Here is a 23,590-nt window from a genome sequence, read left to right as displayed (position 1 = left end):
GCTCGGCGCGCGGCTCAGCGGCGTACGACCAGAGCCGTCGCGATCGCGGCCAGGCCCTCGCCGCGACCGGTGAAGCCCAGGCCGTCGGTGGTCGCGCCGGAGACGGAGACGGGGGCGCCGACCGCGGCGGACAGCACCTCCTGGGCCTCCTCGCGTCGCTTGCCGATCTTCGGGCGCGGGCCGACCACCTGCACGGCCACGTTGCCGATGGTGAAGCCCGCCGCGCGCACGATGCGGGCCGCCTCGGTGAGCAGGGTCAGGCCCGACGCGCCGGCCCACTCCGGGCGGCCGGTGCCGAAATGGGCGCCGAGGTCGCCGAGGCCGGCGGCGGAGAACAGGGCGTTGCACGCGGCGTGGGCGACGACGTCCGCGTCGGAGTGACCCGCGAGACCCGGCCCCTCCCCCTCCCAGCGCAGGCCCGCGCACCACAGCTCGCGGCCCTCCTCGAAGGCGTGGATGTCGGTGCCGATGCCGACCTGGGGGAGCACCACGGCGGGCTGCTCGGCGGGCGACTCAGAACCCATCGTTGGCCCTCCTGCGGGCGAGTACGGCCTCGGCCAGGACCAGGTCGAGCGGCCGGGTCACCTTGAACGCCTCCTCGTGGCCGGGGACGACCACCACGTCGCGGCCGATGCGCTCGACCATGCCCGCGTCGTCGGTGGCGCCCTCGCCCGCCAGCTCGACGCGCTCGTGCGCCTCGACCAGCGTGGCCCGGTCGAAGCCCTGCGGGGTCTGGACGGCCCGTAGCCTGGCCCGTTCCGGGGTGCCGACGACCGGTTCCGGCTCGCCGCCGGTACGCGGCTCGACCTGCTTCACGGTGTCCGCCAGCGGCAGCGCGGGAACCACGGCCGGCGCGCCGGAGCGCACCGCGCCCGCCACCGCGTCCACGACGTCCACCGGCACCAGCGGGCGCGCCGCGTCGTGCACGAGGACGACGCTGACGTCATCGGGGAGGGCGGCGAGGCCGAGGCGTACGGACTCCTGGCGGGTCTGGCCGCCGGGAACGACGACGACCTCGGTCTTCTCGGCGACGGACTCGGCGAGCGGGTGCGCGTCGAGCAGTCTGCGGACCTCGGTGGCGCCGTCCGACGGGGCGACGACGACCACGAGCGAGACGGCGCGCGAGGCGGCCATCGCGCGCACGGCGTGGACCAGCATGGGCGTGCCGTTCAGGGCGCGCAGCGCCTTCGGCGCGCCCGGGCCGAGGCGGACGCCTCGGCCGGCGGCGGGAATGACGGCGGCGGTGCGCACGGGACGCGTGTCGGTGGAGTCGGCACGGTCTGATGCGGACATTGCGTTGGCGTTCAGGTTTGCTTCCTCGGCCGAGTTGGGTATGGCCAGAGCGTGCCGGGCGCAGCGGCCCGATCAGCCCCTTCCGTGACGACTGGTCGAGCCAGTGCCCGAGCCCGGCACACCAATCGCCGCACACGTGATGTAACCGCACACAGTGTGGCGGAGCGAAGCGCAAGAACTTGCCAGTTGCCCGCCCCCTCGCCCCTGACCGCCGCCGACCGCCTGGGCCACATGGCTCTCGGGGTCGCGGCGTATCCGCATGCGCGTCTCGCCGACGGTGTCGCCCCGCGCGGACACCGCCGTGTGACCGACCGCTGTGTGACCGGACACAACCACCCCACGACACCGCGCCCCCGCACACCGGGACCGGTGAACGATCGGCGACGTGCCGTCGGGCGATCCGCCCCCGTGGGTGATCGGGACCACCGCCGTGGCCGCCGGCCCTCGCGGTGACCGGCGTACGCCAGACGCACCCGGCCAAGGCCGCCGTGTAGGCGTCGGTGACGCGTGCGGGTGGTGGTGCGTGGGATTGCCGAGGTGCGCCGTACTGCCAAAGCGTGCTGCCGTATGCCGAACCGTGCTGCGTGGAGCTGCGGGAAAGCGTGCTTCACCGGCGCGGACGCGCCGACAGGTGCGACCGGACGACAGATGCCGCAGTGCCCGGCGTAGGGATCGCGTCCTCGGGACGCGACCGCCACTCGGGCACTGCGGCAGGTGTACGTCCGTCAGAACGTCCCGGACACCGGCAACGACCCCGTGTCCGTGGGTTCGCAGAAAGTCCTCAGGATGCGAGAACTTCGTCGAGCAGGGCCTCAGCCTTGTCTTCGTTGGTGCTTTCCGCGAGAGCGAGTTCGCTGACCAGGATCTGCCGGGCCTTGGCGAGCATGCGCTTCTCACCAGCGGAAAGACCGCGCTCACGCTCACGACGCCACAGGTCGCGCACGACCTCGGCGACCTTGATCACGTCACCGGACGCGAGCTTCTCCAGGTTTGCCTTGTAACGACGGGACCAGTTCGTGGGCTCCTCCGCATACGGTGCGCGCAGCACCTCGAAGACCCGGTCCAGCCCGTCCTGGCCGACCACATCGCGTACGCCGACGAACTCCGCATTGTCCGCTGGTACGCGAACCGTCAGGTCGCCCTGGGCGACCTTCAGCACCAAGTAGGTCTTGTCCACGCCTTTGATCTGGCGAGTTTCGATGGCCTCGATCAGCGCGGCCCCGTGATGGGGATAGACCACGGTGTCGCCAACCTTGAACGTCATGTGACAGGTACCCCTTCCGTGGCTATCCAGAGTAACACGTGAACGCCCCGTTCTGAATGGCGTTTTCGCAGGTCAGGGCATATCTCGGGGCTTGACAACAGCACTCGGAACGTGCTTCGAGCGGCGTCGGGAAGGGGGAATTCGCAGGTGGGAGCCACTGTCCGGGCAAGGAGAAACGCGGACGTTACATCCCGCGACACCCCCGCGCGACAGGCCGTACGTCCCGGTTTGCCGGACTCTGAGCGTGCGAGTTCCGCTACTCCGTTCGGTCTCGGGCCGGCCACTCCGCGCCGTTTCCTCGAATTGATCAGGCCACGTAGATCACCTTCGTGATCAATTCACGCGACCGTCACCGAGCGCCTGCATTCCGCGCCGATATTCATCCCGGCGCGCGACGGCCGATATTCGGCGCGGGGTCCGCGCGCGGGTGATTGCGGAGCGTTCTCCCCGTACTTGTTCAACGACTGTTCACAGGCGTGTTCACCGTGTGGCGGGCGCCGCCGGGAGGAGGCCGGGGGGAAGCGCGGGCGGCGCGCGTCGGGCCCACCCCCCGCCCGGGCCGGCCTCGCGCGGGGCGGGCCCGGCCACGGTAGGGGGCCGCCCGGTGTGGGAGGCGGGTCGGGTGCGTGCTCTCGACGGCGGGTCGGTAACCTAAGCGCGCTGATAGATCCTTTTACGGGCAGCTCACCGCCGCCCCCGCCGTCCATCCGCGACCGGGCCCAGCGTTCGGCCGCCGAAGCTCGTCCTAGGAGATGCCGCCGCCGTGAGCAGCAGCCTTCGACGCGGCGCCCTCGCCGCCACCGCCCTCGTGCTCTCGATCGCCCCGCTCTCCGCCTGCGCGGCCGGGAACGACTCGCAGACGATGGAGATCAACCCGGACCACGCCCACAAGACCGTCGGCGACATCGCGGTCCAGAACGCCACGGTGATCACCCAGCCGGAGCTGGACGACGAGGGCCCCGCCGCCCTCACCGCCAAGATCTTCAACAACGGCTCGTCCGACCAGGTCCTGCGCGCCGTCACGGTCGACGGCAAGAACACCGAGGTCAAGCTGAAGCCCGCGAAGGGTTCGGGCCCGCTGGTCGTGCCCAAGGGCGGTTCGCTGACCCTCGGCGGCGAGGGGAACGCCTCCGCCGAGATCGTCGGCGGCCACGAGGCGGCCAAGGTCGGCGACGCCCAGAAGATCGTCTTCGACTTCAGCAAGACGGGCGACGTCGCGTTGCGCGTGCTGGTCGTCCCCGCCAAGGGTGACTACGCCAAGTGGGGCCCGAGCCCCGCGCCGACCACCAAGCCCACCGAGACCGTGAAGCCCACGGGCAAGCCGGGCGACAAGGAGTCGGGCAAGCCGTCGGACGACGAGAGCGGCGACCCGACCGGCAAGCCGGGCCAGGACGAGCAGACGCCGACCGGCACGCCCACCGGCAACGCCCAGGACGAGCAGCAGGGTGAGCAGCAGGGCCAGCAGGACGCCCAGGACGGCGCCCAGGGTGAGGAAGCCCCGGCCGGCCACTGAGCCCTGACGCACCGACGTGACGGCGCGGCCCACCCGGGCCCGCCCGCGCGCCGGTGCGGTCCGGCGTCGTACGGCCGCGAACCGGCCCGTACGACGCCTGGCCCGCCCGGCGGGCTCCGTACGCACGGCAACGCCGCGAGGGCGGCCCCCGACCGTGGGGGCCGCCCTCGCGGCGTTGCGGGGTCGGCGCCGGGTGGGGCGCCGCCCGGTGCGGTCTACGGCTCGAACTTGTAGCCCAGGCCGCGGACGGTCACCAGGTAGCGGGGCGCGCCCGGGTCGGGCTCGATCTTGGCGCGCAGCCGCTTGACGTGCACGTCGAGGGTCTTGGTGTCGCCCACGTAGTCGGCGCCCCAGACGCGGTCGATGAGCTGCATCCGGGTGAGCACGCGGCCGGCGTTGCGCAGCAACATCTCCAGCAGGTCGAACTCCTTGAGCGGCAGGTCCACCTTGCCGCCGGAGACGGTGACCACGTGCCGGTCGACGTCCATCCGCACCGGGCCCGCCTCCAGGGCGGCCGGCGTGACCTCCTCGGGCTCGCCGCGGCGGCGGAGCACCGCGCGGATGCGGGCCACCAGCTCACGGGAGGAGAAGGGCTTGGTGACGTAGTCGTCGGCTCCTATTTCCAGGCCGACGACCTTGTCGATCTCGCTGTCCTTGGCGGTCACCATGATGACCGGGACGTTGGAGCGCCCGCGCAACTGGCGGCAGACCTCCGTGCCGGGCAGGCCGGGCAGCATGAGGTCGAGCAGCACCAGGTCGGCGCCGTTCCGCTCGAACTCGTCCAACCCTTCGGGGCCCGTTGTCGCGATGGCGACCTCAAAACCCTCCTTGCGGAGCATGTACGACAAAGCGTCGCTGAACGATTCCTCGTCCTCGACAACGAGCACTCGGGTCACGGAAGGACCTCCGGGGCGAACTCAGGGGCGCGAAGCGCCTTCCAGCTACGGGTGGTGGGCGACGGGAGGGGGTTCATTGGTGAAGGTCTCATAGGAACGGTCGGGGTCCTCGTCGTCGAGGTCGTCCGGCTCGATCAAGGAGTTTCCGCCCTTGCGCCGCCCGGAGGCGGCCGCGGCCTCGGCCCGGTCGCGTACGCCACCGGCTTCCGGGAGCCGCAGGGTGAAGGTGGAGCCCTGGCCCTCAGCGCTCCACACCGTGACCTCCCCGCCGTGCGAGGCGGCCACGTGCTTGACGATGGCGAGGCCGAGGCCGGTCCCGCCGGTGGCGCGCGAGCGCGCCGGGTCGACGCGGTAGAACCGCTCGAAGATCCGTTCGCGGTCCTTCTCCGAGATGCCGATGCCCTGGTCGGTCACGGCCACCTCGATGAGGTCGCCGCCGGGGGCCGCGATGCGCCGGGCGGCGATGCCGACGCGGGTGCGCGCCGGACTGTAGTTCACCGCGTTCTCCACCAGGTTGCCAAGGGCCGCGGCGAGCTGGCCGCGATTTCCCCACACGTGCAGGTCGGCGGTGCCGCCGGTGGCCATCGTGATCTGCTTGGTGCCGGCCTGGTGGCGGCAGCGGTCGATGGCCTCGGCGACGAGTTCGTCCACGCGGACCGGCTCGGCGTCCTCCAGCGGGTCGTCGTTCTGCACCCGGGAGAGGTCGATCAGTTCCTGGACCAGGCTGGTCAGCCGGGTCGCCTCGATCTGCATGCGGCCGGCGAAGCGGGTCACGGCCTCCGGGTCGTCCGAGGCGTCCATGACGGCTTCGGACAGCAGCGACAGGGCGCCGACCGGGGTCTTGAGCTCGTGGCTGACGTTGGCGACGAAGTCGCGGCGTACGGCCTCGATGCGGCGGGCCTCGGTCAGGTCCTCGACCAGCAGCAGCACCAGCCGGGAGCCGAGCGGGGCGACCCGGGCGGAGACCGCGAGGGCCTCGCCGCGGCCCGTGCCACGGCGCGGCAGGTCCAGTTCCACCTGGCGTATCTCACCGTCGCGACGGGTGTCGCGGGCCATGTGCAGCATCGGTTCGACAGCGAGCTTCCCGCCTCGCACCAGACCGAGCGCGTACGCCGCCGAGCTGGCCTTGACCACCGCGTCCTCCTCGTCGAGGACGACCGCGGAGGACCGCAGCACGGAGAGCACGGTGTCGACACCGGGCGGCAGCGCGGCGTCGGTGTGGAGTGAGGAGCGCGTGGGCTTCGCCTGGTCGCGCTCGCTCCAGCGGAACGCCAGCATGGCGATGACGCCGGTGCAGAGCCCGGCGATCGCTGCCACAGCGGCGATTGCCGCGTCCACGTTCATGGCTCCAGGTTAGGCGCCTGCTCGGACCGCTCCACAGCCAAATGGGGGTCGACCAGGTGAGACGTTGCCGATAGTTCACCACGAGGACGCGACCGGTTCACTATCCAGGCTTCAGGCCGGGACGTACGACACCACTCGGACCACGGGGGTTGCCGAGAGTTCACCGTTAGGTCGTGATGGGTTTACTTGGCGGGCCGGAACCGGACTCGTTTCGGCCACACCGTGGGAGCGTGGGGCTGACAGCCCTACGGGACCCCCAGCGAGAGAAGGTAAGTGATGCGGGACGCGTACCACGAGGAGCTCGATTCGATCGGTGAAAGTCTGGTCGAGATGGCCCGGCTCGTCGGATCGGCCATCGGCAGGGCCACCACGGCCATGCTGGATGCGGACCTGAAGCTCGCGGAGAGCGTCATCGCCGCCGACCAGAAGGTCGACGACCTCCAGCACGACCTCGAGGCGCGGGCGATAGCCCTGCTCGCCCGCCAGCAGCCGGTCGCCACGGACCTGCGGATCGTGGTCACCAGCCTGCGGATGAGCGCCGACCTGGAGCGCTCCGGCGACCTCGCGCAGCACGTCGCGAAGCTCGCCCGGCTGCGCTTCCCCGAGTCGCCCGTCCCCCGCGACCTGGCCGCCACCATCCTGGAGATGGGCCAGCTCGCGCAGCGCCTGATGGCCAAGGCCGCCGAGGTGATCATCACCAAGGACGTGGACCTGGCGCTCCAGTTGGAGCAGGACGACGACGCCATCGACATGCTCCACCGCACGCTCTTCCAGCACCTGATGGACGACCGCTGGAAGCACGGCATCGAGACGGCCGTGGACGTGACGCTCCTCGGCCGCTACTACGAGCGCTTCGCCGACCACGCGGTCTCCGTGGCCAAGCGGGTCGTCTACCTGGTCACCGGCGAGCACGCGGACGAGATCGCGCCGGCCACGCCGGTCGCACCGGTCGACACCGAGTCACCGGCGTAACCCGCGCGTCCCGGGTAACTCGGGTAACTCGCGGCCGGGCGCACGGCCGCCATGCGGGCGCCGGGCCCCCCTCCCTGAGCCCGGCGCCCGCCCCTCTCCCCTCCCTCTTGCCTGCTCCCCTGCTCCCCTTCTTCCTCTCCCCTCCGCCCTTCCTTTCTCCTTCCTCCTTCCTTCTCCGCTCGTTTCGCGCGCCCTCCCGTGGGCCCGCGCTCCGGTCTCCTGCCTGGCCGGCGCGCGGGCCTTTGGCGTGTACGGGCCGGGGGCGGGTCTTGTCTGCGGTACGGGTACGGGTGTGGTCCCGGCCTCACGGGGCGTACGCGGTCGGTCCGGGTACGTGGGCTGGGCCGGGCGCCCTGAAGCGGGGATGGAGGTTGGCTGGTGCGCGGGACGGGGCCCGGTGGGGCTGGCGCGGGGCGGTGGGGCGCGGGGCGCGGCCGGGCGGGGTGGGTACGGCCGGCTGCCGCGCAGGTCGGGCCGGGTTGCGGTGACCGAGGTTGGGCGGGGCGGGTTTTGGTGGCGTAGCGACGGGCGTGCGGGCATTCGCGGCGTACGGACCGCGATGCGCCTACGCGCCGCTTACGCGCCGTTCCGCGCCCCTCGGGGCCCGACGTTCACTGGAGGCTCCGCGGTACGCCTGCGAGGAGGACTCACATGTCAGACACCCCGACCTCCAACCCAACCCCGACGGAGCAGCCGCCCACCCCGACCCCGGCCCGGCCACTGCTCGGCAACTGCGGGTGCGGCTCCGGTTGCCAGTGCGGCTGCCAGTCGGGCGGCCCGTGCAGTTGCTCCGGCGGCTGCGGCTAGCGGTAAGCGGCTGCGCCGCGGGGTGCGCACCACGCACCCGCTGCTACGCCGAACGGCCTCCCACCCGCGCGGAAACCGCGAGTGGGAGGCCGTTGCGTACGGGGCGCGCACTCGATGCCACCTTGTGCGACTCGTCTGACCAGAGCACGGTTCAAGGGGACGCTGCTCGGTGCTCTGCTGCAGGACCACCTGAGAAGGGCGGTACGTCGTGGGTTCGGCCAGCCAATGGGCACGTGAAACCTTCGGAGACATAGCCGGTGAACTGGCGGACATCGTCCCGGCTTGCCTCCGCCGGGCTCATGAACGCGCCAGGACCGGGCATGAGGGCGTGCACACGCAGACGCTCGAAGCCTACGGGCATGGTCTCTACGCGGTGCAGTACGAGGAACTGGCCGCCGGCCTCTCCGGACTGGGAGAAGCCGTGCGTATGCAGGGACGCACGATGATGCTCGTCCGTGGCCGCCTGATCTACCCACTCCGCTACGCGAAGAAGGACGTCCCCGTCACCACCGCGCGGCTCCCTCGGTCCTCCGGCTTCCGAGCGGACCTGATCCGCCGTCATGGCCCGCCACCCATGCAGCAGGCACTCGACCTGGGCTTGGGAGAACTCGATGACTCCGAGGTACACCCTGACCTGGAGCTACTCCCCGAGGACGTGCGGCTCGTCCTCGTCGCCTATGCCTGCTCGATGGAGGCGGGCGTCATGCGCGTCGAATGGGGTTCCGCGGAGTTGCGTCGTGAGGACCGGTACCTGGTCTGGCACCGACACGAGCCGCTGCCGCTCAACGGCTGACGCCGGTCTGGGCGCGTGCCGTGCGACGGGGGCTGGCCCGGGGCGGCGTCGACGCGCCCCAGGCGGGCGGCGGCGAGCCGCAGGGCAGAGCCGGGCGCACGGCTCCTGGATCGACCGGCGGTGTCCGCCGTGACCGCACACACGGGAACCTCGCGCGGGGCGCTGGCGGCCTGATTTTCTCCGTACACCACCAACATCGCGCGGAGGTCGCCACATGTCCGTGACACGGACCGACATCGACGAGGACGCCTTGGAGCGCGTCTTGGCGCTGTCCAAGGTCAGGACCAGGGAGGAGGCGGTCAATCTCGCTTTGCGCTTCTACGTCGAGCGGCAGGAGCGAGCGGCACAGATCAGCCGACACTTCGAGCGTGCGCGTGAGTGGGGTGCCGTCGAGGGCGCCGATCGAATGCACCAGGCGGAGAAGAACAACCGGTGATCTACCTGCTCGACACACCCGGCTTGGTCTGACGGCTGCCGCACTGTCGCCCGGCACGCATCCGACCTGAGCGAGCACAACGTCCACCACATCGCCTGAGGCGCCCGCGCCGCACCACGCCCCCCAGACGGCCCGAGCGCGCAAAAGAACCCCCTGCCTGCCAGTGACCGCAGGTAGGGGGCTCTTTCGATGTGCTTACTTCTTCTTCCCCTGGTTCTTGACCGCCTCGATGGCGGCCTTCGCCGCCTCCGGGTCGAGGTAGGTGCCGCCGGGGTTGGTCGGGCGGAAGTCGGCGTCCAGTTCGTAGGAGAGGGGGATGCCGGTGGGGATGTTGAGGCCCGCGATGTCGGTGTCGGAGATGCCGTCGAGGTGCTTGACCAGGGCGCGGAGGCTGTTGCCGTGCGCGGCCACCAGGACGGTGCGGCCCGCGAGGAGGTCGGGGATGATGCCGTCGTACCAGTACGGCATCATCCGCACGACGACGTCCTTGAGGCACTCCGTGCGCGGGCGCAGCTCGCTCGGGATGTCGGCGTAGCGCGGGTCCTCGCTCTGGGAGTACTCGGCGCCGTCCTCCAGCGGGGGCGGCGGGGTGTCGTACGAGCGGCGCCAGAGCATGAACTGCTCCTCGCCGAACTCGGCCAGGGTCTGCGCCTTGTCCTTGCCCTGGAGCGCGCCGTAGTGCCGCTCGTTCAGCCGCCAGGAGCGGTGCACGGGAATCCAGTGCCGGTCGGCGGCTTCCAGGGCGAGCTGCGCGGTGCGGATGGCGCGCTTCTGGAGCGAGGTGTGGACCACGTCGGGCAGCAGGCCGGCCTCCGTCAGCAGCTCACCGCCGCGGACCGCCTCCTTCTCGCCCTTGTCGTTGAGGTTGACGTCCACCCAGCCGGTGAACAGGTTCTTCGCGTTCCACTCGCTCTCGCCGTGGCGGAGCAGGATCAGCTTGTACGGTGCGTCGGCCATGCCCCGAGCGTAATGGACGCCCCGTGGCGGCCCGTTGCCCGCCCGGCCGGCCGGGCTGCCCCCGGTAGGCCCGCTCGGCGGCTCGCGCGGGGCGCGTGCGGCCGCGTGACCAGCGCAACAGTTGACGGTTTCCGCCAAATGACTAGCAGTCGAGAGCCCGTTCGACGTAAGTTACGACTACTGGCAGAGCCTCTTACATGGCGTGCCGCACGCTCGGAGCTACCCGCCACCTCCCCCACGTTCTCATCCGTTGTTTCGCCCCTCGGAGGATTGTCATGTCCGCTACCGCCATGAGACGGGCCGTGCGCGAGAGCGTGTCCGGTCTGCCGCGGGAGTTCTGGTGGCTGTGGACCAGCACCCTGGTGAACCGCCTGGGCGGGTTTGTCGCCACCTTCATGGCCCTCTACCTCACGTTGGAGCGCGGCTACTCGGCCACGTTCGCCGGGCTCGTCGCCGCGCTGCACGGGCTCGGCAGCGTGGTCTCGTCGCTGGGCGCGGGGGTGATGACCGACCGGCTCGGGCGGCGGCCCACGATGCTGATCGCCCAGCTCTCCACCGCCGTGTCGGTGGCCGTGCTCGGCTTCATGACGCACCCGGTGGCGATCGCCGCGGTGGCCTTCGTCGTCGGGATGGCCAGCAACGCGTCGCGGCCCGCCGTGCAGGCGATGATGGCCGACATCGTGCGCCCCGAGGACCGGGTCCGGGCCTTCGCCCTCAACTACTGGGCCATCAACCTGGGCTTCGCGTTCTCCTCCATGGGCGCGGGCTTCATCGCCGAGTACAGCTACCGGGCCGGGTTCGTCGGCGAGGCCGTCATGACGCTGATCTGCGCGGTGCTGGTCTTCATCAAGCTGCCCGAGTCGCGTCCCGAACGGGCGAAGGACGCCAGCGGCGCCGTGGTCGAGCCGGAGGTCGGGCTCGGCACGGTGCTGCGCGACGGCCGCTTCATGAGCGTGGTCGGGCTCTCGTTCCTCATCGCCCTGATCTTCCAACAGGGTTACGTGGCGCTGCCGGTGGCGATGGGCGCCGACGGGTTCTCCAGCTCGGACTTCGGCGTGGCGATCGCCGTCAACGGCATCCTGATCGTGGCCCTCCAGATCCCGGTCACCCGTTACATCGAGCACCGCGACCCGCAGCGGCTGCTGATCGTCTCCTCGCTGCTGGCGGGCTACGGGTTCGGGCTCACCGCGTTCGCCGGGTCGATCGGGGTGTACGCGCTGACCGTGTGCGTCTGGACGCTGGCCGAGATCGTCAACTCCCCCACCCAGATGGGCCTGGTCGTCCGCCTCTCGCCCACCCACGGCCGGGGCCGCTACCAGGGCATGTACACCATGTCGTGGTCGGTGGCCGCGCTCGCCGCACCGCTGATCGCAGGTCAGGTCATCGACCGGTACGGCGCGGAATGGCTGTGGGGCGGCTGCGCGGTCGTGGGCTCGGCCGCGGCGCTCGGCTACTGGTTGCTGATGCGCGCGCTGCCGGCGGAGGACGCGGTGGTGGAGGTGCTGAAGCCGGACGCCGGGGCGGCGGGCGCGCCGGCGACAGGCGTTGTGGACGCGCCGGTGGCGGGCGCCGCGCAGGCGCCGGGCACGGCCCACGCGCCGGCGGCCCCCGGCGCGGAGCCGGCGGGCGCGCCCGCCGCCCCCTGAGCCGGCCGGCCTCCGGCACGGGCCCGCCCGACCCGGCGTACGCGTACGGCTGACGGCCGTACGGGACCGGGCCGGGCGGGCCGTTACCGGCGATCCGTCACGGGTGGGTCGTCACGAACGCGCCGTAACCGGCGAGTTGTCCCGGGTGGGTCGTCACGAACGCGCCGTCACCGGCGAGTCGTCACCGGCGAGTCGTCACGGGCGAGTCGTCACGGGCGGGTCGTCACGGGCGGGTCGTCACGGGCGGGTCGTCACGGGCGGGTCGGCGGCGGCCGGCCGGCTGTGAGCCGGGGGCGCCACCGGGACGTGGCTGGTCAGCCGCACTTGGGCAGGTGCGAGTGGGTAATGTTGGTGGCGTCGTGCGAGACGTGGCCCTTGACGCCGTCGATGTCGAAGCGGACCCAGTACCACCACTTGCCGTCCGCGCCCCAGCGCTTACACGAGGCGAGGACCGTGTCGTCCTCGAAGGTGACGCCGATCTTGTTCTGGAAGGGGTTCACCTTCTCCCAGATCGAGTGCCCGCCGTGCACCGTGCCCCGGACGGAGGCGACGGAGACCTCCGACCGGTCAGTGCTGGCGGCAGCCGTGGTGGTCGCGGTGGCGGCCGGGGCCGCCGTGGCCAGCGTTCCCGCCGCGAGGCCGAGCGCGGCCACAGCGGTGGCCATCCTTGCCCTGTTCATGGTCCAACCCCCTGGAAGTGGAACTGGTCGAGTGGAGCGGTGCCTGCCGCGGCGCTGTCGAGTCTCGCGGACGACGCCCGGCAGGTGATGCGCAGCGCGTGCCCGACCGTTAGCGTTCGGCGCACTCCGTCGGCGCCCCGGCCAGCCGCCGGTACTCGCCCGGCGAGAGCCCGTACGCCGCCCGGAACGCCCGGTTGAAGTCGGCCGGTCGCGGAAAGCCCCAGGTGGCGCCGATGGCGCGGACGGTGCGCCGGGACAGGGCCGGGTCGGCGAGGTCGCGCCGGCAGCGGTCGAGGCGCCGGGCGCGTATCCAGCCGGCGACCCCGAACCCCACCGGTTCGAAGAGCCGGTGCAGGGAGCGCAGCGAGACGTGGTGTGCGGCGGCGACGGCCGCCGGGCTGAGTTCCGCGTCGCCGAGGTGCCGCTCGATGAACGCCTGTACGCACAGGAGTCGGGTCTCCCGGTCGGCGCCGGCCACGGCCGCGCCGGGGCGCCGCTCGTACTGCCGGCTGAGCAGGGCCGTCAGCAGGTCGGTGAGGACGAGGCCGAGCCGGCCCGCGTCGGCCGGGGTGTACGGGGCGACGCCCGCACCGGCGGGGCGGGCGACGGCGTCGATGAACTGCCGCAGCAGCGACCCGACCGGATCGTCCGGCGGCACCCGCGTGCCGAGCAGCCCGTCCGCCCGGACGCGGTCCATCGGCAGCAACTCCCGTGGCACCTGGACCACCACCGACGACGCGGCCGCCTCGCCGGTGCGGATCTCGGCGGTGAAGGGGCGGGAGGAGTCGTAGAAGAGCAGTTCGCCGTGGCCGAGGACCAGTTCCCGGTCCCGCCAGGTGATGCACTGGCGCCCGCCGCGCACCAGCGCGAGCTGGTACAGCTCGGGGTCGGCGGCCCGGATGAGCGCCGGCGTACGCCGCGAGCGCAGGCTCTGGTACGTCATGGCCGACACCTGTACGGGCCCGAGGCCACCCGCGCGCAACGTGGCCCGGAAGTCCGCGGCGCGGTCGCTGTCCATCAGCGTCCTGAGCACCGCCCTGCCGCTCAACTCCCGCCAGGCGTCGAAGCGTTGCTCTGCCGGAAGGTCATCACTCCGGAACACCACGGACAGCACGCCGGCCCCCTTCGCCCGTCGCGACCCCCACGCGTCGGCGACGACCGTAGGCACGACCGGCGACGGAAGGCTGCATGCCGGATGAACCAGACATGTCCCGACGGGCGAGGGTCCGGAGTTGAGGGGTTGGGGGCACGGCGTTAAGGGACCGCCGGGGTCACAGGGTTACGGAGTCGCGGCGTTAGGGGGTTGAAGGGGTCCGGGGACGCGGGGTTACGGGGTCACGGGCTTACGCGCGGTCGGACGCCGGGCCGCCGCCCGGACCGCCGCGCTCCGCGTCCGCGTCGGGGCCGGGCCGCCCCTCGCCGGTCAGGTGGGTGAAGGCGGCGAGGTTGCGGGTGGACTCGCCACGGGCCGTGCGCCACGCGTACTCCTTGCGGATCGCCGACGCGAAACCCAGCTCAAGGAGGGTGTTGAAGCTGGCGTCGGCGTTCTCCAGGACGGTGCCGAGCAGCCGGTCGAGTTCGTCCGGGGTCACCGCGGCCAGCGGGAGGCGGCCGACCAGGTAGATGTCGCCGAGTCGGTCGATGGCGTAACTCACCCCGTACAGGCGGGTGTTGCGCTCCAGCAGCCAGCGGTGCACGGCCGCGTCGTTCTCGTCGGGGTGGCGGATGACGAAGGCGTTGACGGACAGCGAGTGGCGCCCGACACGCAGCGAGCAGGTGGTGGAGAGCTTGCGGGTACCGGGCAGGGTGACGACGTACGCGCCGTCGGCCGCCCGCTCCCACTCCAGCTCCGCCTCGCGCAGGGTGCTCTCGATGACGGCTTCCGCGTCGTTGACCGGGCCGGCTTCCGCGTGGTTACCCATGCGTAGATCGTAGGCGACCGCGCCGCTCGTGCAGCGCCGCGCCGTAGACGTCGGCGGTCGCGGCGGCCGCCGCGTCCCAGCCGAAGGACTGCGCGTGGCGCGCGGCGGCGGCGCCCATGCGGGCGGCGAGGTCGGGGGCGGTGACGAAGCGGTGCAGCGTGCGCGCGTAGTCGGCGGGGTCGTGGCCGTCGACGAGGAAGCCGCTGACGCCGTCCCGCACGGCGACCGGCAGTCCGCCGACGGCCGCCGCGATCACCGGCGTGCCGCACGCCTGCGCCTCGGCCGCCACCAGGCCGAACGACTCGCTGTACGAGGGCATGACCAGCACGGACGCCGCGCGGTACCAGTCGGCCAGCCGCTCCTGCCCCACCGGCGGCCGGAACTGGACCAGGTCCGCGATGCCCAGCCGGGCGGCGAGCTTCTGCAACCCCTCCGGCTTGGCCAGTCCGCTGCCGCTCGGGCCGCCGACGACGGGCAGCACGACGCGGTCGCGCAGCGACGGGTGCTCGGTAAGCAGGTGGGCCACGGCCCGCAGTACGACGTCCGGGGCCTTGAGCGGCTGGATGCGCCCGGCGAACAGCGGCACCAGGGCGTGCTGCGGCAGCCCGAGCCGCTCGCGGGCGGCGGCCCGGCTGGCGGCGACGGCCTCGGGGGACGTCTCGGGGCCGACGTCGGGGGCCGTCGCGGCCAGGTGCTGGTGCGGCGGCGCGGGGCGGAAGCGGTCGAGGTTGACGCCGGGGTGGACGACGGCGACCTTGTGCGGCTCCGACTCGTAGTGCCGTACGAGTTCGCCCGCCTCCTCGGCGGTGTTGGCGATGAGCCGGTCGGCGGCCCGGACGATCTGCGTCTCGCCGATGACGCGGGCGGCGGGCTCCGGGGTGTCGCCGGCGGCGAGCGCGGCGTTCTTGACCTTGGCCATGGTGTGCATCGCGTGCACGAGCGGGGTGCCCCAGCGCTGGGCGGCGAGCCAGCCGACGTGGCCGGAGAGCCAGTAGTGGGAGTGCACGAGGTCGTAGTGGCCGGGGCGGTGGCCGGCCCAGACCTGCATGACGCCGTGCGTGAAGGCGCAGAGCTGCGCGGGCAGGTCCTCCTTGGCCAGCCCCTCGTACGGGCCCGCGTCCACGTGCCGGACGAGGACGCCGGGGGCCAGCTCCACGGTGGGCGGCAGGGCGCCGGTGGTGGCGCGGGTGAAGATCTCCACCTCGATGTCGATGGCCGCGAGCCGCCTGGCCAGCTCGACGATGTACACGTTCATGCCGCCCGCGTCGCCGGTGCCCGGCTGGTGCAGCGGCGAGGTGTGGACGCTGAGCATCGCTATCCGGCGCGGCACCGAACGCCCGAACGTCCGGGGACGCCGGGCCGCCGCCCTGCCCAGCAGGCCACTGCGCGGCTTCGGAAGCGGCGACCGGGAGCCTTGCCGAGGTGCGTACTGACTCACCGCGCGTGGCCTCCTTAGACGGCGTGAGGTCCCTCCGCAGGACTGCAACAGCGGAATGCGTCCTTCCCATTTCCATTTTGCCAAGTTGTTACGCGGGCTGGCCGGGCGCGGTGCCTCCGGCCGGAATCGGCCCTCGGGGGCGGACGGCGTGCGGCGGCTCCCGCGCCGGGCCGCGCGGGGGCGGTTTCCTGGTTCGCGCGGGCGCCGTTCCCACGTACGCGCGGGCGCGGCCCCCTGGTGTGCGCGGGCGCCGCTCCCCGTACGCGCGGGCCCCAGCTCCTCGTACGGGCGGGCGCCGGCCGTGACCCCGGCGCATCGGCGTGCACCGGGCGTGCGCCGGCGCTGGCGCACGGTGCGGCTAGGCTCGCCCGTATGCCGCCCCGTACCCCGCACCGTCCCGTGGGGTCGGTGACCCGCGGCACCACCAACCCGAACCGGCTGCGCCGCATGGACCGCTGGATCGTCGCCACCCACGGGCGGGAGCTGCGCCGCAGCGACGACCCGGTGGCGGTCGACCTGGGGTACGGGGCCGCGCCGTGGACGGCGGTCGAACTGCTCGGCCGGCTGCGTACGGTACGGGCCGACGCCGAGGTCGTCGGAGTCGAGATCGACCCGGCGCGGGTCGCGGCGGCCCGGACCTACGAGCGCCCGGGACTGCGCTTCGCGCACGGCGGCTTCGAGGTGCCGCTGCCGGGCCCGGCCGGGCGTGCGCCGGTGCTCATCCGGGCGGCGAACGTGTTGCGGCAGTACGACGAGGCCGAGGTGGCCGCCGTGTGGCAACGCCTGCGCGCCCGGCTCGCGCCCGGCGGACTGCTGGTCGAAGGCACCTGCGACGAGATCGGCCGCCGCCACGTGTGGGTGGCCCTCGACCGCACCGGCCCGCGCACGGTCACCTTCGCGGCCCGCCTCGCGTCCCTGGAGCACCCGTCCGACCTGGCCGAACGCCTACCGAAGGCGCTGATCCACCGCAACGTGCCGGGCGAACCCGTACACGCCTTCCTCCGCGACTTCGACCGCGCCTGGGCGGCCAGCGCCCCCTACGCCGCGCTCAGCGCCCGCCAACGCTGGATGCGCTCGGTACGCCTCCTCGCCCCGGACTGGCCCCTCACGGACGGTCCCACCCGCTGGCGACAGGGCGAGGTCACGGTGGCGTGGGGGGCGTTGGCGCCGGGTGGGTGAGGCTTGGGGGGCGGGGGTCGGTGGGGTGTGGGCGGTGGTCGAGCGGACCATCGCACGGCCGGGACGCGTGAGGACACGTGTACGGGACGGTCATGAGGCAGGGCGCGGAAAGCGCGGCGAACGGATGCGACGTACAGCGGCGGCCTGCCGGTGCACTCGACAGGCCGCCGCCGATATCCGCTCGCGTTACGCGTACTCAGCCGGAGTTGGTCAGACCCGCCGGTCGTACACGTACAGGAACCACTTCTTCTTTCCGTCGTTCCCCGTTTCGTACTTGCAGTTGTAGTCGGACCACCAGCGCTTGGCCTTGCCCGCCTTGCCTTCGGAAAGGCAGGCGCTCTTGCTCCAGTAGGCGCGGTAGAAACTCCATCCGGCGGTCAACTGGGCGGAGTTCTCGCTGCTCGCCACCTGGCTGGTGGCGCTCTGGACCGTGGCGGACGAGCGCGGTGTGGCCTCGGCCGTTCCCGCGAAGCCCAGCAGGCCAGTGCCGAGAACGGCGGCGGTGGCCACCGTGCTCGTCAGCGCCCTGCGGACCCGCAGGCTCGAGCGATCGGTGTGTGTCATTCGGATGTTCCCCCTTTGGTTGGTTCACCCTCGTGACGACAGGGACCCCCTAGTGCGGGCGTCACACGGGCACCGAGCATGCTGCCGCTAGCGACTATCCCTGTTTCTTGCGCCATAAGCGGTTAAGCACCTTTTTTGCCGGCAGTTCAGCGTTGCGGGGGACGGCCAGCCACAGAAGGGAGGAACCGGCCATTCCACAGGCAGCCGCAGGGCCGCCCGGTGTCGCGACGGTGCCTACCGTGACCGAAGGCCAGGTCAGAGGCCACGTGCGCGTCGTTCCCGGTGGCCGGTGCGGCGTTGCCGTCGTCCAGACCGCGGGCCATGCGACGGCAGCCCGGCCATCCCGTGGCAACCCGCAGATCACGTGCGGACAGACCCTAGGCTCCGACCATGGCTGAGGCTTTCGTCGGCGGCGAAGGGCACCACGCGGCAAGCGGAATCTGCCCTGCGCGCAGGTTCCGCTTCGGGGATTTCGACGTGTACGACCGACCGACGAAAAAGTGCCCCTTCGATCCGGCCGACGGCCACCGGTACACCCGATGGCGTGCCGGTCTGCGTTCACCCGGAGAAGGTCGGGCTTCCGGCTGGCCGCTACAAGCGCGAAGGCACCCGGCTGTCGGTGGAGTCACGCTGCCTCGGTCGGAGGCTGACCTGGCCCCCTGCCTGCGCGAGGTGCTGCACGGCGCGGCACCGGTACTGCTGGAGGAACTCGTCGGCTACCGAGATTGTCCGTGTCTTGCCCGACATCGACGTGTTGGCGACGCTGCGTCGGGCGTTGGGTTAGTCAGGCGCCGCCCTACCGGTCTGGCTCAGTGAGCCCTCGACGCTCAACCCATACCCGCGCTGTGTCCAACATGGCCGCCAGTCAGGCTTCCTCCGTCCTGCCCCGCGCTCGGGCGCCACATCCGAAGCCTAGCCAGGGCGAAGGAGAACCGCGCCCGGTTGGCGGCGCCCACGCGACACCCCGGAGCGAGGCCCGCGCAACCGCTCCCAGTCGTCATACGGGGCCCGCGCCACCTCGCCCGGCGGCACCAGCCAGTGCACGCTGCCGGTGTACGCGTCCACGATCGCGGCGCTGCGCTCGATCGCGTCGAGAAACCCGAACGCCCACCGCGCGGTGCCGATATCGGTGCGCACGGCATCCCACTGCCGGCCGGCGGGCAGCACGGTCAGGCGGTCGCAAGGGGGTGGAGTCCAGTCAAGGTCATTCACGGAACTCTCCGAGGACGAGGGCGGGTTATCCGGTCAGGCCAGCCACACCGTCATGGGGTGCGGTGTTTCCATTCCAGAGAACTGGCAGGGCGCGCACAGCGGTACCGTGGGACGAGTCCCGGGACTTAAGATCGGTTAAGAGCGTTGGCGCGCGAGGAGCGTGGAGCCAGATGCCACCATCAGGGCCGAACACCGAGCTCGAAAAGATTTTCCAAGAGACCGGCTGGACGCTTCGCCAGTTCGCGCAGGCCGTCAACCGCGCAGCAACCGAAGCGGGCGTGCCCACAAGGTACCGCGAGCCATCCATCCATCAGTGGCTCAAGGGTCACCTGCCTGTTCAGCGCGTGCGTCCGCTGGTCCTCGAAGCGTTATCCAGAAAGCTGGGACGGCCGATCTCGCTCGCCGACGCGGGATTTCCCGCGCTCCCAGCCGAAGTGGGGAGTACCACTCACGAAGACCTTGTCGAAGACCTGATTGCTCTGGGAAGGCAGGACATGGCCCCCTCGCGTCGGACCATACTGAGCGCCAGCGTCTTCTCGGCCACATTCGCCGTACCGTCCTGGGCGGAAGCCGTAGAACGCAGCAGCCTCGTCACCTCCCAGCAATTCACCCGCGTCGGCACGTCCGACGTCACCCTGATCCGATCCATGATCAGACACTTCTCCCAGTTGGATGACGCCATGGGGGGTAAGGTAACCCGCCCTATCGCGGCTGCGTCTCTGGTCAACCACGTGGCCCCACTTCTGCACGCGCCTGCGAAGGAATCCGTACGGTCGGACCTGCTCTCCGCCGCCTCTGAGTTCTGCTACCTCCTTGGCTACATGGCGGTTGACGAAGGCGCACACGGGCTCGCCCAACGTTATTACTCAAAAGCGCTCGAACTGGCCGGAGGGGCCGGCGACCCCTCGCTCTACTGCCTGACGTTGCACGGAATGAGCTCACAGGCAGTCAACTCGGGACAGGCACCGACAGCCCTCAGACTGGCCAACGCGGCCGCCGGGCCCGCGCGGGAGGTGAGCGTCAACATGCGCGTGCATCTCTACGCCCAGCAGGCTTATTCCGCCGCTGCCGCGCACCACAAGGCGGAGGCGTTTTCCATGCTGCGACAGGCTGAGAATTCACTGAGCAAAGCAGAGCCCGAGTCAGGCAAGTCCGTCGTGGGCCTCGCGAATCCGGGTCTCCTCGCCTACTACCGCGCTCAGGTCGAGTACAGCCTGGGCAACGTCTCGCGCTCTGTCACCGCGATGCACGAGGCACTGAAACCGCTACGCGGTCCGGGGCGCACGCGCCGCCGGGTCCTCGACACCGGTCGGCTGGCGGATCGGCAGTGTCAGAGTGGATTACTGGAAGAAGCCTGCGCCACGTGGGGTGTGGCCCTCGAAGAATATCCCCACGTGCGGTCGGGGCGTTGTGATGAGCAAATGCGCGTCATGTTCGCCCGCCTCCGCCCGTACCTCCGTAACCCGCATGCCCGCGCTCTTTTCGAGCGAGCGCGTGACGTCGTTCCCCGTCACGTCGCGCCCAGGTAGTTCGCTCACGACTCATTCCTCCGCGCGCGCCACACAGCCGGAATGCGGTACGAGATATCTCGTGGGTACGTAGCAACAAGTCAGCTCGTCAGTACGTCAGTTACAGGCGCGACATCAGATGGAGGACATGATGATGACCCCATGGGCATCGGGGAACTGATCCGCGAGCTACGTTCGGCGCTCGGCTGGTCGCAGGGGCGCTTGGCGTCGGAAATCAACAAACAGTTCGGGACCACGCTGAGCCGGGAGTACGTGAGCGGCTGGGAGTGTTCGAAGCATGAGCCGGGAGCGTTCTCCTTGCGCGCTCTGTCGGCGGTCCTTGACGTCCCCCTAGCTGTCCTGGAGAACGAGTTGGAGCGGCGTACCTTTCTCACCGATGTCGCCGGGGTCGCCATAGCGCCCGTGGTGGCCTCGGACCTGCTGTCCCAGGGCTTCGCCGCACGGCTTCGCGGCGGCCCGTCGGCGGACGACTGGGAAGGCAAGCTTTCCGCCTACGGCACGGACTACATGTCCATGGGGGCGGCCGACATCCAACGGCGCGTCTCCGGGGAACTCGTCGCCGTGCAACAGCAGTTGGACACGCCGCAGCTCTGGTCCGTGGCCGCCCGGTTCATGACGCTGTACGCCAAGACGTTCCCCGGCTCGGACGGCTCCAAGGCCGTCTACTGGTACCGCATGGCGGCCAGGGCGGCGGACGAGTCGGGAGATGAGGCCGCGCGGGTGTGGGTGCGCGGCCGGGCCGCCATCGCCCTGGGGTACGAGGGAGCCTCGCTGCCTGTGGCCGACGTGATCGCCGACCAGGCGGTGGCCATTTCGGACCGGCCATCGCTCGGCCTCCTCAACGCCGTCTACGGTAAGGCGCACGTCGCCGCCATGCGCGGCGACCGCGCGGCGGCGCTCGAACTCGACGCTCGTGGGCGGCGCGTATTCGACGCGGTGGGATCGCACGAACAGACCTCGGACTACGCCGTGCCGTACTGGCGGCTGAACGTTTTCCGGTCGCTCCTACTGGCCCGCCTCGGCGATGAGAAGGGTGCTGTGGCGGCGCAGGAGGAGGCCCACCGCGAACTCCCGCCCACTCTTCCCCGGTTCGCCACCCACCTGGCCCTGCACAGGGGCCTGATGCTGGCCCGTTCAGGGGACCTGGCCGGGGGTGTGGCGGTCGCGCGAGCGGCCATGGACGCCCTGCCGCCGGCGAAGCACTCGCTCACACTGCGGATGTTGCTGGCCGAGGTGCACGCGTAGCGCTACCCACGAGCGGGGAGGCCCCTCGCGCGAGAACGAGAACCCGTGAACGCCCTCGGAAGGGAGCGAGAAGTGCGCCTCCGTACGTACAGCCATACAGAAGCCGCCACCGTGCGCGAGACCATTCTGGACCTCCACAGCGCCGTTCACAGCGGCTCAAGCGACCCTTTCCTTTCCCGCGAGCGCTTCAGTTGGTTCTACGACAGGTGGAGCGGGAAGCCGTCGTGGTCGTGCGTCGTCAGCTTCGAGAACGAGGTTCCGACTGGTTTCGCGTACGGCGGCTCGTTCGCCCCAGGCGGCTGGTGGAAGGGCTCCGAGCGGCCGAGTTCCGTGCCGGTGGGTGTGCCCGTCTTCGGGCTTTCCGAACTGCTCGTGCTCAAGGAGTGGCGCAAGACGGGCACTTCGCAACGCCTGCACGACGCGGTCGTGAGCAGCCGTGGCGACGAGGTCGCGACACTGCTCGTTGACGTGGCGCACCCCAAGGTCGTGGAGCTGTACGAGCGGTGGGGTTACGAGAAGGTGGGAGAGCAGAAGCCGTTCGAGGACTCCCCCGTCTTCGGCATCATGGTCAAGCGGCTGCGTGCCTAGTGGGCGGGGCACGGCGTCCACGTGTTCCCAGCCGGCAGCGCACGTCGCGTCTCCGGCGGCGACCCTGAACCTTCACACCCGGCACCAAGATTCACCATGCTGACGGCAGCCCAACCGTCCACACGGGGAGACACCAGCACATGAACGCGACGCCGACGCCACCACCAGCCCCGGGCGCGGAGCGCCCCGTCGCCGACGGAGCGGTGCGGGTCGGGGTTCTCGTGCCGCTGTCGCCGCCCGGGTGGGTAGAGGCCGGGCGGAACGTGTTCGCCGGGGCCGAGTTGGCCGTTCGGGACGTCAACGAGGCTGGTGGCATCGGCGGGAGGCCGCTGGAGCTGGTGGTGCGGGACACCGCCGCCGATCCGGAGCGGGCCACGGCGGCCGTCGCGGAGTTGGCGGGGCTCGGGGTGGCCGGCGTGGTCGGGGAGTACCACAGCGTCGTGGCGCGGGCCGCCGCCGCCGAGGCCGACGCGCTGGGGGTGCCGTTCCTGTGTTCGTCGGCGGTGCTCGACGGGCTCACCGAGAAGCCGACGGAGTGGGTCGCGCGGCTCGCGCCGGCGCAGTCGTACGGTTGGCGGATCTACGCGGACGCGCTGCTCGACGCGGGGCACCGGCGCGTCGCCGTGGCGGTCGAGCCCAGCGTGTACTGGGCCTCGGGCACGCGCCTCCTGCGGGACCACCTCGCTCCGCGCGGCGGCACCGTGGTCGAGCTGGACGCGCGGGCGCTCGGCCCGGCGGCCCTGTGTGACGCGCTCGTCGAGCACGGCGCCACGGCCCTGCTCCTGCTGGTCGGCTTTCCGGAGCCGGCGGTGTCGATCGTCAGGGCCGTACGGCGGGACCCGCGACTGGCCGAGGTCACCGTGGGCGCGCCGGCCGGGCAGCCGGAGTTCGCGGAGTGGGCGGCGCTGTTGGGGGGCGAGGGCGCGGGGGTGCCGTTCCTGCGGTACCTGCCCGAGCGGCTCACCCCGCTCGGGGAGCGGGTCGAGGCGGCGTTGCGTACGCGGCTCGCCGGGGCGCCGTCCTTCGTGGCGTACGAGGGGTACGACGCCGTTCTCGTCCTCGCCGACGTGCTGCGTACGCACGGGGTGGACCGGGCGGCGGTCGCCGCCGCCTGGGCGCGGGTCGCGACGCCGGGGACGCGCGGGACGGTGCGGTTCTCGCGGCCGGACGGGAGCGGCGTGTGGCAGTGGGCCTGGCCGCCGGTGCGGGTCGAGGAGCGGGACCCGGAGCGGCCCGATCGGTTCCGGGTGGTGCGCGGCGTCTGACGGGGTGCCGGCCGGCCGCTCAGCCAGTCAACCAGCCCGGCCGGCCG

The 23,590-nt window shown here is 71.6% G+C and carries 23 protein-coding genes; 11 read left to right on the top strand and 12 right to left on the bottom strand.

What is annotated here, in order from left to right; translation table 11 throughout:
- Window positions 1-14: 14 nt before the first annotated feature.
- The 3 genes from ispF to OYE22_RS19165 all read right to left on the bottom strand — a co-directional run bounded on the left by ispF (window position 15) and on the right by OYE22_RS19165 (window position 2,557).
- Entirely contained in the window at window positions 15-524 is a 510-nt protein-coding gene (gene ispF / locus OYE22_RS19175; protein WP_277321548.1) for a 2-C-methyl-D-erythritol 2,4-cyclodiphosphate synthase, read from the bottom strand.
- The gene (gene ispD, locus OYE22_RS19170) at window positions 514-1,293 is read right to left on the bottom strand and encodes a 2-C-methyl-D-erythritol 4-phosphate cytidylyltransferase (RefSeq protein ID WP_277321547.1); all 780 of its coding nucleotides are present in this window, start codon (window positions 1,291-1,293) and stop codon (window positions 514-516) included. Before ispD ends, ispF begins: the two co-directional genes overlap by 11 nt.
- Window positions 1,294-2,074: 781 nt before the next feature.
- A complete protein-coding gene (locus OYE22_RS19165; RefSeq protein WP_009716930.1) occupies window positions 2,075-2,557 on the bottom strand; it encodes a CarD family transcriptional regulator in 483 nt (160 codons plus the stop codon).
- A 763-nt stretch (window positions 2,558-3,320) separates the two neighbouring features.
- On the opposite strand from OYE22_RS19165, the gene OYE22_RS19160 reads away from it, so the two are divergent.
- Entirely contained in the window at window positions 3,321-4,070 is a 750-nt protein-coding gene (locus tag OYE22_RS19160; RefSeq protein WP_277321546.1) for a DUF461 domain-containing protein, read from the top strand.
- A 215-nt stretch (window positions 4,071-4,285) separates the two neighbouring features.
- On the opposite strand, the gene OYE22_RS19155 is transcribed toward OYE22_RS19160, so the two are convergent.
- Together OYE22_RS19155 and OYE22_RS19150 are read right to left on the bottom strand one after the other, a co-directional pair.
- Window positions 4,286-4,966 (bottom strand): response regulator transcription factor, encoded by a 681-nt coding sequence (locus OYE22_RS19155; RefSeq protein ID WP_142217884.1) that lies wholly within the window; start codon window positions 4,964-4,966, stop codon window positions 4,286-4,288.
- Window positions 4,967-5,011: 45 nt separating this feature from the next.
- Window positions 5,012-6,310, bottom strand: a complete 1,299-nt coding sequence (locus OYE22_RS19150; RefSeq protein WP_176162331.1) for an ATP-binding protein — start codon at window positions 6,308-6,310, stop codon at window positions 5,012-5,014.
- 276 nt (window positions 6,311-6,586) lie between these two features.
- Here OYE22_RS19150 and phoU point away from each other — a divergent pair, with 276 nt between their 5' ends.
- The 4 genes from phoU to OYE22_RS19130 all read left to right on the top strand — a co-directional run bounded on the left by phoU (window position 6,587) and on the right by OYE22_RS19130 (window position 9,318).
- Window positions 6,587-7,282 (top strand): phosphate signaling complex protein PhoU, encoded by a 696-nt coding sequence (phoU, locus tag OYE22_RS19145; RefSeq protein WP_277321545.1) that lies wholly within the window; start codon window positions 6,587-6,589, stop codon window positions 7,280-7,282.
- Between the two features lie 651 nt (window positions 7,283-7,933).
- Window positions 7,934-8,089, top strand: coding sequence for a hypothetical protein (locus tag OYE22_RS19140; protein ID WP_277321544.1), 156 nt, complete (start codon window positions 7,934-7,936; stop codon window positions 8,087-8,089).
- 328 nt (window positions 8,090-8,417) lie between these two features.
- On the top strand, window positions 8,418-8,882 hold the full coding sequence (locus OYE22_RS19135; RefSeq protein ID WP_348652226.1) for a hypothetical protein: 465 nt from the start codon (window positions 8,418-8,420) through the stop codon (window positions 8,880-8,882).
- A gap of 214 nt (window positions 8,883-9,096) precedes the next feature.
- Window positions 9,097-9,318 (top strand): type II toxin-antitoxin system VapB family antitoxin, encoded by a 222-nt coding sequence (locus OYE22_RS19130; RefSeq protein WP_277321542.1) that lies wholly within the window; start codon window positions 9,097-9,099, stop codon window positions 9,316-9,318.
- Between the two features lie 195 nt (window positions 9,319-9,513).
- On the opposite strand, the gene OYE22_RS19125 is transcribed toward OYE22_RS19130, so the two are convergent.
- Window positions 9,514-10,275 (bottom strand): phosphoglyceromutase, encoded by a 762-nt coding sequence (locus OYE22_RS19125; RefSeq protein ID WP_277321541.1) that lies wholly within the window; start codon window positions 10,273-10,275, stop codon window positions 9,514-9,516.
- A gap of 275 nt (window positions 10,276-10,550) precedes the next feature.
- On the opposite strand from OYE22_RS19125, the gene OYE22_RS19120 reads away from it, so the two are divergent.
- Window positions 10,551-11,921: an MFS transporter gene (locus tag OYE22_RS19120; protein ID WP_277321540.1), complete on the top strand. Its 1,371-nt coding sequence runs from the start codon at window positions 10,551-10,553 to the stop codon at window positions 11,919-11,921.
- Between the two features lie 314 nt (window positions 11,922-12,235).
- Here OYE22_RS19120 and OYE22_RS19115 read toward each other — a convergent pair whose 3' ends face one another.
- The 4 genes from OYE22_RS19115 to OYE22_RS19100 all read right to left on the bottom strand — a co-directional run bounded on the left by OYE22_RS19115 (window position 12,236) and on the right by OYE22_RS19100 (window position 15,901).
- Window positions 12,236-12,601, bottom strand: a complete 366-nt coding sequence (locus OYE22_RS19115) for a hypothetical protein (RefSeq protein ID WP_277321539.1) — start codon at window positions 12,599-12,601, stop codon at window positions 12,236-12,238.
- A gap of 109 nt (window positions 12,602-12,710) precedes the next feature.
- Window positions 12,711-13,715 (bottom strand): helix-turn-helix domain-containing protein, encoded by a 1,005-nt coding sequence (locus OYE22_RS19110; protein ID WP_277321538.1) that lies wholly within the window; start codon window positions 13,713-13,715, stop codon window positions 12,711-12,713.
- A gap of 229 nt (window positions 13,716-13,944) precedes the next feature.
- Window positions 13,945-14,523: a YbjN domain-containing protein gene (locus OYE22_RS19105; protein WP_277321537.1), complete on the bottom strand. Its 579-nt coding sequence runs from the start codon at window positions 14,521-14,523 to the stop codon at window positions 13,945-13,947.
- Window positions 14,516-15,901 carry a glycosyltransferase gene (locus tag OYE22_RS19100; protein WP_277324206.1) on the bottom strand — a complete coding sequence of 462 codons (1,386 nt, stop codon included), beginning with the start codon at window positions 15,899-15,901 and terminating at the stop codon, window positions 14,516-14,518. Before OYE22_RS19100 ends, OYE22_RS19105 begins: the two co-directional genes overlap by 8 nt.
- A 432-nt stretch (window positions 15,902-16,333) precedes the next feature.
- Between OYE22_RS19100 and OYE22_RS19095 the strand changes: the two genes are divergently transcribed.
- A complete protein-coding gene (locus OYE22_RS19095) occupies window positions 16,334-17,140 on the top strand; it encodes a class I SAM-dependent methyltransferase (RefSeq protein ID WP_277321536.1) in 807 nt (268 codons plus the stop codon).
- 210 nt (window positions 17,141-17,350) lie between these two features.
- Here OYE22_RS19095 and OYE22_RS19090 read toward each other — a convergent pair whose 3' ends face one another.
- Together OYE22_RS19090 and OYE22_RS19085 are read right to left on the bottom strand one after the other, a co-directional pair.
- Entirely contained in the window at window positions 17,351-17,704 is a 354-nt protein-coding gene (locus tag OYE22_RS19090) for a hypothetical protein (RefSeq protein ID WP_277321535.1), read from the bottom strand.
- 912 nt (window positions 17,705-18,616) lie between these two features.
- Window positions 18,617-18,916, bottom strand: a complete 300-nt coding sequence (locus tag OYE22_RS19085) for a hypothetical protein (RefSeq protein WP_277321534.1) — start codon at window positions 18,914-18,916, stop codon at window positions 18,617-18,619.
- Window positions 18,917-19,086: 170 nt separating this feature from the next.
- On the opposite strand from OYE22_RS19085, the gene OYE22_RS19080 reads away from it, so the two are divergent.
- The 4 genes from OYE22_RS19080 (at window position 19,087) to OYE22_RS19065 (ending at window position 23,543) form a co-directional block, all read left to right on the top strand.
- Window positions 19,087-20,445: a tetratricopeptide repeat protein gene (locus tag OYE22_RS19080; protein ID WP_277321533.1), complete on the top strand. Its 1,359-nt coding sequence runs from the start codon at window positions 19,087-19,089 to the stop codon at window positions 20,443-20,445.
- A 141-nt stretch (window positions 20,446-20,586) separates the two neighbouring features.
- Window positions 20,587-21,690 carry a helix-turn-helix transcriptional regulator gene (locus tag OYE22_RS19075; protein ID WP_277321532.1) on the top strand — a complete coding sequence of 368 codons (1,104 nt, stop codon included), beginning with the start codon at window positions 20,587-20,589 and terminating at the stop codon, window positions 21,688-21,690.
- 111 nt (window positions 21,691-21,801) lie between these two features.
- On the top strand, window positions 21,802-22,278 hold the full coding sequence (locus OYE22_RS19070) for a GNAT family N-acetyltransferase (protein ID WP_277321531.1): 477 nt from the start codon (window positions 21,802-21,804) through the stop codon (window positions 22,276-22,278).
- Between the two features lie 140 nt (window positions 22,279-22,418).
- Window positions 22,419-23,543, top strand: a complete 1,125-nt coding sequence (locus OYE22_RS19065) for an ABC transporter substrate-binding protein (protein WP_277321530.1) — start codon at window positions 22,419-22,421, stop codon at window positions 23,541-23,543.
- Window positions 23,544-23,590 lie beyond the last annotated feature (47 nt).

Source organism: Streptomyces sp. 71268 (assembly GCF_029392895.1).
Lineage (GTDB): Bacteria > Actinomycetota > Actinomycetes > Streptomycetales > Streptomycetaceae > Streptomyces.
Note: the sequence above shows the minus strand (reverse complement) of the source record. Positions and strands in the feature narration are given on the sequence as shown.